The organism is Gammaproteobacteria bacterium (genome assembly GCA_022340215.1).
Taxonomy (GTDB): Bacteria; Pseudomonadota; Gammaproteobacteria; order JAJDOJ01; family JAJDOJ01; genus JAJDOJ01.
The window spans coordinates 1-8,318 of sequence record JAJDOJ010000083.1 but is presented as its reverse complement, the minus strand read 5'-3'; the positions used below and the strand labels follow the sequence as shown (position 1 = coordinate 8,318).

Genomic DNA, 8,318 nt, shown 5'->3' with positions numbered 1-8,318 from the left:
CCTGTTCTCCCTGTTCTCCCTGTTCTCCCTGTTCTCCCTGTTCTCCCTGTTCTCCCTGTTCTCCCTGTTCTCCCTGTTCTCCCTGTTCTCCCTGCTCTCCCTGCTCTCCCTGCTCTCCCTGCTCTCCCTGCTCTCCCTGCTCTCCCTGCTCTCCCTGCTGCTCCTGTTTCTTCAGCAGGGACTCGACGAGTTCCCTGTTGAAGCGGGCGTCCTCGTTGCCGGGGTCTTCGGCCAGAGCCTGATCATACGCGGCAAGGGCGTCGCGCAGTTTTCCGTCCCGGGCCAGCGCATTTCCCCGGTTATAGTGAGCGTCGGGATCGTCCTCGGCCGCGAATCCCTCCGCCGCGCCGGTGTATTGTCCGCTCTGATAGCGCGCGGCCGAACGCCATCGCGGGTCTTCGAACAACTCGGCCGCCGTTTCGGGGTCTCCCCGCACCAAGGCATCCTCAGCGCGCTGATCGGGACGCCACCACAGGGCCTCCCATTCGAAGGCCTGCGCGGGTGTCACGGGTATCATCGGCACGAACAGCAGGCAGACCAGCCATCCCCGCCGAAACCCCGCGGCCGCCAGCAGGACGAGCGGCGCGAGCAGCCAGCCGCCCCGGTCGACCCAGCGCTCACCGCCCGTTCCCTGCCGACGCGCGTCATCGATCTCCCGGGAAGGTCCGGAATCCAGCACACCCGCCAGGTCTTCGTCGCCCGGTGTCAGACGCTGGTACTCCCCACCTCCAGCGCGTGCCACACGCCGCATGAATTCCTCGTCGAAGACCGCCATGCGCGGTACGTCCTCAGATCCGACCTCGAATCCACCTTCGGCCCCCGGCACGGGGACGGCACTGTCGCCCGCCACACCGATCAGCGAAACCCGAACCCCGTTCCCGGCGAGTTGATGCGCCGTGGCGAGGGTATCCGCCCCGTCCGCGACGCCGTCGGACAACAACAGGATCTCGCCGTCCTTCGCCCCGGCGTTTTCGAGCAGTTCGGCCGCCATCCTCATGGCCGGCGCCCCACGATCGCCTCGTGCCGGAATGATATCCACGCTGAGTGCCGGCAACATGGCCTCGATCGTGGCCGTGTCGTCGGTCAGCGGCGTGACCACATGCGGCTCACCCCCAAACACGACCAGCCCCGTCCTGCCCTCTCGACTGCGCTCAAGAATGTCCCGTAACTTGAAACGCGCGCGCTCGATCCGGCTGGGCTTCAGGTCCGAGGCGTTCATTGAGGGCGACAGGTCCAGGACGATCACCCGTGCCGCGGCCGCCCGATAGACCGGCATCGGCTGCCGCTCCCAGGTCGGGCCGGCCAGTGCCGTCACGGTGAGCAGCCAGGACGCGGCAAGCAGCCAGAGGCCCCAGCTCCGCCGTGCGCCTCCCGCCCCCATCAGCAGGTGCGGCAACAGCTCGGCGTCGCAGACCCTGAGCCACCGTGAACGGTCCCCTTTCCGCGTCCAGACCGCGAACAGCAAACCAGCGACGGGAAGCAGGGCCAGAAACCAGGCAGGCCGCAGGAAATGAAAATCCCCGAAGTTCATCGTTCAGTGGTCCTCCATTTGAACCCGGGCCATAGCCGCAGCGCCGCAGAGACGAGACTGAGTAAAAACGCCGCAGCCAGCGGCCAGGGATACAGCGGGGTCACGGGACGCGCCACCCTTCCGGCACTTTCGACCGACTCGATGGCGTCGAGTTGCTCGTACACACCCCTCAGCGCCTCGCGGTCCGTGGCGCGGAAGTAGGTGCCCCCGGTAGTGTCCGCTATGGCACGCAGGGTCTTCTCGTCGAGGTCCGCCGACGGGTTGATCACCCGGTCTCCGAACAGGCTCGGCACCCGCATGCGATCCGCGCCGACCCCGATGGTGTAAATCGTCAAGCCCGCGCGTGCGGCGAGTGTGGCGGCCTGATCGGGCGAAACCCTTCCCGCGGTGTTTGCCCCGTCGGTCAGCAGTACCAGCACCGCGCGCTCCCCCGGCGCATCGCGCATCCGCTTGACCGCAAGCCCGATGGCGTCACCCAGGGCGGTCTGCTTGCCCGCGATACCGATGGCCGACTCGTCCAGCAGTGTACGGACCGTCGTACGGTCAAAGGTCAAGGGCGACTGCACGTAGGCCTGGCTGCCGAACAGGATCAGACCCACGCGATCACCGGCGCGCCGGGAGATGAATTCCCCGGCCACCTGCTTGACGACGTCCAACCGGCTCACCTCGTCACCGGATGGATCGAGATCCGGCGTCTCCATGCTCCCGGACACGTCGACGGCCAGCATGAGATTGCGCCCCGTCTCGGGGACCTCCGTTGCCTCCCCCAGCCACTGCGGCTGCGCTGCGGCACTCAGGAGCAGAAGCCAGATCAGGCCAGCGACCAAGGCCCGGTTCGGGTGCAGGGAGATTCGTCCGGAGGGCGAGTTCCCTTTCGCGATCTCCAACGCGAAAGGGGCAAAGAATGCACGCTCGGTCTCGTCACTTGCCGGCGGAAGCACGCGCCGCAGCAGCATCGGCAGCGGCAGCAACAGCGCGATCCACGGCCACTCGAAATGGATCACGCCGGCCTCCCCGGCCGTCCGGCACCGGGCCCGTTTCGCAGGATCCAGCGCCTCGCCTGCACGAGTAACGCGGTCCTGTCGAAGTCCGGGTCGCGACGAAACGGCGCCTCGACGAGCGCTAGCGCGGTCGGTTTACCGAAGGTTTCCCCGCCGAACCGCGCCTGGAGAAACCGTAGCCAGGGTTCCCCGCACAGACCGGCGACGTCGGTTCGGGGATAGATGGCCAGCGCATACCGCCGCAACACAGAGGAGACCTCGCCCGCCAGTTCCGCCGCGGAAAGGTCGGCCGAGGCGATGCGTCGAAGCTCGGCCAGCGCCGCACGGCGCACCCTGCCGCGGCGCCACCACCAGACGGCCGCCCCGAGGATCAGACAACCCAGCAACAGGAGGGCCCACCATCCCGGGGCCGGCGGCCACCATGAGACGGGCTCCGGCAGATGCAGGGGCCGCAGGGCGTCCAGTGGATCGGTGACTTCGCTCACGCCGCCCGGGGGCGCCGCACGAGTCCCCGCCGCAGTGAGATCAGCGGGTCGTCATGGGTCATCAGGGGCACGGGATGCAGGCCGTAGCGGGTACACAAGCGCGCCACCCGGTCGCTGCGCTCGGTGAACGCCGTCCGCCAGCGCGACACGATTCCCGGTGCCCCCGTATCCACCACCACCTGTGCGCCCGGCGTACCGAGACGATAGCGGTCCGCCGGCGGCGGCTCGGCTTCCAGAGGATCCTGAATAAAACCGACCATCACGTCATTGTGTCGGGAGATCGAGGCCAGCGAGGTCTCACCGGCTTCGCCAAGGCCGTAAAAATCACTCAGGACGAACACCAGGCTTCCCGGGTAAACCATTCGCGCCAGGCGAGCCAGCGCCCCGTCCAGATGTCCCGGAATCGCTTCCCCCGTGGTAACGGGTTGACCCTGGACGATGGCGTGCAACAGGGCGAGCACGCCGCCGCGGCGCGCGCGGGGCTGCAGCAGCCGCATCGTTTGGGGCCCGGAAACGATCCCGCCGACGCGATCACCCGCCCGCTGCGCGGACCACGCGATCAGGGCCGCCGTGATCGCGGCGAGGACGGACTTGAACCGGACCCGGGTACCGAAATACATCCCGGGATGCAGGTCGACCAGCAGGACGACCTGCCGCTCCCGCTCCTCCCGGAACAGCTTGGTATGCGGCTTGCCGCGCCGCGCCGTCACCCGCCAGTCGATGCTGCGCGCATCGTCACCGGTCTGATAGGCCCGCACCTCATCGAACTCCAGGCCCCTGCCCCGATAGATGGAGGCATAGCCACCGGACTGCGCCGACAGGGCGAGGTGCCGCGCACCGAGTTCCAGCCCCCGGGCGCGGGCACGCAGTCGAACCAGCTCTTGGAGCGTGACCTCCACCGCACTCATGAGGCTGTTACGGCAGAAAACCACCCTTCCGCCCCCGCGGAGATGGCGTATCGGGCATCCTCAGCCGCTGCGTGCCTCGGGACCGGAGACTGTTGCACCACCCTCATCACGGGGCGGGGACGTGCGCCAGGATCTCATCGATCACCCGGGTGGCGGTGATCCCTTCGGCCTCGGCCTCGAAACCGGGCAGGACGCGGTGTCGCAGGGCGTCCGGCGCGATATCGCGGACATCCTCGGGGGTGACGAAATCGCGGTCGTCCAGCCAGGCCAGCGCCCTCGCCCCGTGCTCGATGGCGATCGCGCCCCGGGGGCTCGCGCCCCAGGCAATCCAGTCGGAAAGCTCGTTTCCGTACATGCCGGGACGCCGCGTGGCCTCGACCAGTTCGATGATGTAGTCTTCTACAGGCGTGGACAGGTGCAGCGTCAACACCTCCGCGCGGGCGGTGCGGATCGCCTCCCCCGCCAACCGCTCGACGGGGGGACCTTCCGCGGAGTTACCGAGCGCCTCCTCGCGTACCAGTTCGAGTATCCGGCGGCTGGCGTCGCGCGACGGATAGCCGACCGTGACATGCAGCATGAATCGGTCCAGTTGCGCCTCCGGCAGCGGATAAGTGCCCTCCTGCTCGATCGGGTTCTGCGTCGCCATCACCAGGAAGGGGTCAGGCAGCGGATAACTCTTCGCCCCCACCGTGACCTGGCGCTCGCCCATCGCCTCGAGCAGGGCGGACTGGACCTTGGCAGGGGCGCGGTTCACTTCGTCGGCCAGTAATAGATTGTGAAATATCGGCCCCGGCTGGAAGCGGAAGTTCCCATCCGTCGGCTGATAGACGTCGCTACCGGTCACGTCGGCGGGCAGGAGGTCGGGGGTGAACTGGATACGGTGAAAGTCCGCTTCCAGTCCCGAGGCAAGCGCCTTGATCGCGCGCGTCTTGGCAAGGCCCGGGGCGCCCTCGACCAGCAGATGGCCATTGGCGAGCAGGGCGATCAGGAGACGCCGAACGAGGGCCTCCTGGCCAACGACCAGGGTGGCGACGTGCCCGGCCAGGTTGCGAAACGCCTCCCGGGAGGTCATTCCCCCGCCCCGGATTCCACCGCACCGAACGGCGAGACGGGCGGTTGACCACTCGCGCCCGCCGCTTCGACGGTGCTCCCCCCACCCTCGTAGTACGGATCAGGGGCGTCGGCAACCCCGGCGTCGACATCGCCGGCCTCCTCACCGGATTCCCGCTCCGGCTCGTCGTATCCCTGTGTCGCCGCCTCGTCCGGCGCGTAGATCCCCGATTCGGCGCCCGCCTCGGTCTTCGGCGCACCGGTCTCGTCGTAGGCGGGGTCGGCACCGTCGTAGATAACCTCTTCGGCCGCCCCGGAATCACCGGCCGTTTCACCGGTGTCCGCAGCCGCGTCGATGTCCTGTGTCTCACCCGACTCCGCTTGGTCGACTTCGACCACCGGCTCGTCGTCGACCGGTTCCCCGGCCTCCTCCGCGTAGGGTTCCTCACCCGCTTCCAACGGGATCTCGCTCTGCGCGGTTTCCTCGTAGTCGGCCTCGACGGGCACACCCTCCTCGAGCTGTGCGTACAGTACCCGTCCCGAAGCCGGATTGTCTGCGAACTGCATGCTATCGATCCCGACGGGGTCGGGTGCGCCTGCCGTCTCTGCGGAGGCGGCATCCAGCGACGCACGAGCCGGCGCGAGTTGCAGCACCAGAACGACACCGGAAATCAGGATTGCGGTCTTTCTCATCGTTTCATTCCCCTCGATCTCATGGGCGTCGACGACGCGCCCGGGCTGGAACTGGATTCGCACCCGGACTCCATCCCGGGAATCGAAGATAAATCGTGCCGGGCAGCGGATCAAGCCTGCACCGAGGGGAGGAAAGACGCGGCGGCCCGACGAAACCGGGTCCTCCAACCGGAAGTCCGGACGCCGCGATCCCGGCCCGGGGAGCACGTTCCCGATTCGTCACAGATTCATCACGGATCCCCAAGGTGTCCGTAAGTAATCCAGGCTACGAAGCCTATCGTTAGAATAATGTAGCCTGGATGCAGCGGGAGCGGAATCCGGGATTCCTTATTAGGACCACGTCCCTGGATTTAGCACGGCTTCATCTGAGGCTACGAAGCCTATGGTTAGAAAAATGTACCAGGATTCCTTACTCCCGGGAAACAGGCACCACCTCGAGACGCAACCGCGTGCCGTCGCGCAGCACCGCCATTTCCGCGGGCTCGCCCACCTTCAGACCGGCAAGCGCACTCATGAAGTCGTGGATGGTCTCGATCTCGACACCCGCCAGTCCCACCAGGACGTCGCTGACGGAGATCGCCGCCAGTGACCTACCCGCGGCGACCGCGCCCTGCTTCAACTCGACCAGACGATCGCGGGCCGCCGCGTTCGGACCGGTGACGACGATCAGCCCCAAAGCCCAGCGACGCCGGGCCTCCGCCGCCTTGTAGGCGAGGTCCGAGATAATGGACCAGGTGGCGACGCCATTCCGGCGGTACCGATTCGGGCTGGAAGCGAAACACCATGACCCACTTTCCCTCGGCGTCCAGGTCACCGTACGAATCGTAATCCGGTACACCGTCGATGCCGGGGGCGACGATGCCGTAACCGGCGAACACGATCTCCCCGGCAGGGACCTCGCCGACGCGTGAAAGGCCCAGGGGGCGCCAGTCCCGGTCCGGTTCGACGGTGAGCGGCGGTTGGACGCCCGATATCTCGAGCCGGTTGTTCGCTCCAAGGCGAATTCCCGCGGTAAAGGGAAAGCTCTGGTACCAGGACCCGTTGTCCCCACCCGGCGCCAGATCGAGTTGCTCGAAGACACGGGCGACGTATTCGGTGGCCCTGCGTTCCCCCTCGCTCCCCGTCATCCTTCCGGCCATGTCCTCGGCCGCCAGGCGCTGAACATGGAGGCGGGCATCCTCCGCGGTGATGGCGTTCTCTGTGCCGGCCACGGGATCTGAAGGTGTCGCGATCGGCGCGGCCTTCGCGCGCGGTTTCGAGTCTGACGCCCATCCCGCCCCTGGGGCTGAGGCTGATCCGCGCCCTCGCCGCCAGGTATCCTTGCACGGGTTGATGCAGCTCCCCGGTTCGGCGGTGACTGATGTACATTGAATAGCTGGCGGCAGCTCATGCCCAGGCTCGCGCGCCGGGTCGCTCGCGTCTCCCTTCTGTCAGCACCAAAGGAGAGAAGTGAGATGATGTCCCGCACGTGCTCATCGGGCCGGAAACGGTCATTCCCTGCCCGGCGCTTGGATCTGCCTGTCGTATTCGGGCTTTTCGCGCTTGCGCTTACCTGTTGCCCGACGGCACGCGCGGCGCTGAGCGCAGAGGAGCTGGCGAGGCTGGCCCAAAACCCGATCGCCAACCTGATCAGCGTCCCGTTCCAGAACAACACGAACTTTGGCTTCGGGCCCCAAGACGGCACCCAGAACATCATCAACATCCAGCCCGTGATACCCATCACCCTGAACAAGGATTGGAACCTGATCACCCGAACGATCTTTCCGCTGATCTGGCAACCGGAGCTGAGCCCCGTCCAGGACAGCACCTTCGGGTTGGGCGACACGCTTTTCTCCGCCTTCCTATCGCCCAGCGACGCCGCGTCGGGCTGGATCTGGGGCGCCGGCGCCGTCGCCCAGCTCCCGACCCATACGGACAGCTCTCTCGGCAACAACAACTGGGGCCTCGGGCCGACGGCGGTTGTGCTGCGGTTGAGAGAGGGCAGTCCCTGGGTCTACGGTATGTTGATCAACAACGTCTGGTCGTTGGGAACCAGCGACGCACCTGCCTACAACAATGGCCTGATACAGCCCTTCCTGAACTACAACTTTAAGGGCGGCACCTACCTCACCAGCGCCCCGATCCTAACGGTCGACTGGGATGCCGATAGCGGCAATCAATGGACCGTGCCATTGGGCGGCGGCATCGGCCACATCTTCCACTTCGGCAAACTGCCGATTAATGCTCAGCTCAGCGGTTACGCCAATGTCATCACGCCGGAAAACGGTGCCGACTGGCAACTGCGGACGCAGATGCAGTTCATGTTCCCCAAGTAGGCGCGCGTCCCCGCTCTGGCCGTCCTTCGTGTCAGGAGTCGTTTGATGACGAACGAAAATCCGGCGCGATCCGGTATGCCGTTTTCCGGTAATCGCCTTCGCCCTCCAAGCGCTCGCCAGCCGACGACGGACCGCAGCCGACAGATGCTCAGTGGGCGAACTGAGGCGAAGGGGCCTTGGGGGTATGCACCGCTAGGCTCTCGAAATGCTCAACCGCCTTCTTTATATCGACGAGCAGCATGTCTGCCATGTCCCCGCTGAAGCCCTCCCTGACGACGATGCGCAGCACCGCCACGTCCTGGGCGTGTTCCGGCATGGTATAGGCGGGCACCTGC

The 8,318-nt window shown here is 66.5% G+C and carries 10 protein-coding genes; 1 reads left to right on the top strand and 9 read right to left on the bottom strand.

What is annotated here, in order from left to right:
- The 8 genes from LJE91_06095 to LJE91_06060 form a co-directional block, all read right to left on the bottom strand.
- Positions 1 to 1,531: VWA domain-containing protein (locus LJE91_06095; GenBank protein ID MCG6868305.1), on the bottom strand; the 1,531-nt coding region annotated here is incomplete at its 3' end.
- A complete protein-coding gene (locus LJE91_06090; GenBank protein MCG6868304.1) occupies positions 1,528 to 2,535 on the bottom strand; it encodes a VWA domain-containing protein in 1,008 nt (335 codons plus the stop codon). The genes LJE91_06095 and LJE91_06090, both read right to left, overlap by 4 nt.
- Positions 2,532 to 3,017, bottom strand: a complete 486-nt coding sequence (locus tag LJE91_06085; protein MCG6868303.1) for a DUF4381 domain-containing protein — start codon at positions 3,015 to 3,017, stop codon at positions 2,532 to 2,534. Before LJE91_06085 ends, LJE91_06090 begins: the two co-directional genes overlap by 4 nt.
- A complete protein-coding gene (locus LJE91_06080) occupies positions 3,014 to 3,925 on the bottom strand; it encodes a DUF58 domain-containing protein (protein ID MCG6868302.1) in 912 nt (303 codons plus the stop codon). The genes LJE91_06085 and LJE91_06080 overlap by 4 nt, the downstream gene beginning before the upstream one ends.
- Before the next feature lie 106 nt (positions 3,926 to 4,031).
- The gene (locus LJE91_06075) at positions 4,032 to 4,997 is read right to left on the bottom strand and encodes a MoxR family ATPase (GenBank protein MCG6868301.1); all 966 of its coding nucleotides are present in this window, start codon (positions 4,995 to 4,997) and stop codon (positions 4,032 to 4,034) included.
- Positions 4,994 to 5,668 (bottom strand): hypothetical protein, encoded by a 675-nt coding sequence (locus LJE91_06070; protein MCG6868300.1) that lies wholly within the window; start codon positions 5,666 to 5,668, stop codon positions 4,994 to 4,996. Before LJE91_06070 ends, LJE91_06075 begins: the two co-directional genes overlap by 4 nt.
- Before the next feature lie 409 nt (positions 5,669 to 6,077).
- On the bottom strand, positions 6,078 to 6,287 hold the full coding sequence (locus tag LJE91_06065) for a PDZ domain-containing protein (protein ID MCG6868299.1): 210 nt from the start codon (positions 6,285 to 6,287) through the stop codon (positions 6,078 to 6,080).
- On the bottom strand, positions 6,259 to 6,879 hold the full coding sequence (locus tag LJE91_06060; GenBank protein MCG6868298.1) for a hypothetical protein: 621 nt from the start codon (positions 6,877 to 6,879) through the stop codon (positions 6,259 to 6,261). Before LJE91_06060 ends, LJE91_06065 begins: the two co-directional genes overlap by 29 nt.
- A gap of 297 nt (positions 6,880 to 7,176) precedes the next feature.
- Between LJE91_06060 and LJE91_06055 the strand changes: the two genes are divergently transcribed.
- Positions 7,177 to 7,983 (top strand): neuromedin U, encoded by an 807-nt coding sequence (locus LJE91_06055; protein MCG6868297.1) that lies wholly within the window; start codon positions 7,177 to 7,179, stop codon positions 7,981 to 7,983.
- 148 nt (positions 7,984 to 8,131) lie between these two features.
- Here LJE91_06055 and LJE91_06050 read toward each other — a convergent pair.
- The coding region (locus LJE91_06050) for a glutamate decarboxylase (GenBank protein MCG6868296.1) at positions 8,132 to 8,318 on the bottom strand (187 nt) is incomplete at its 5' end.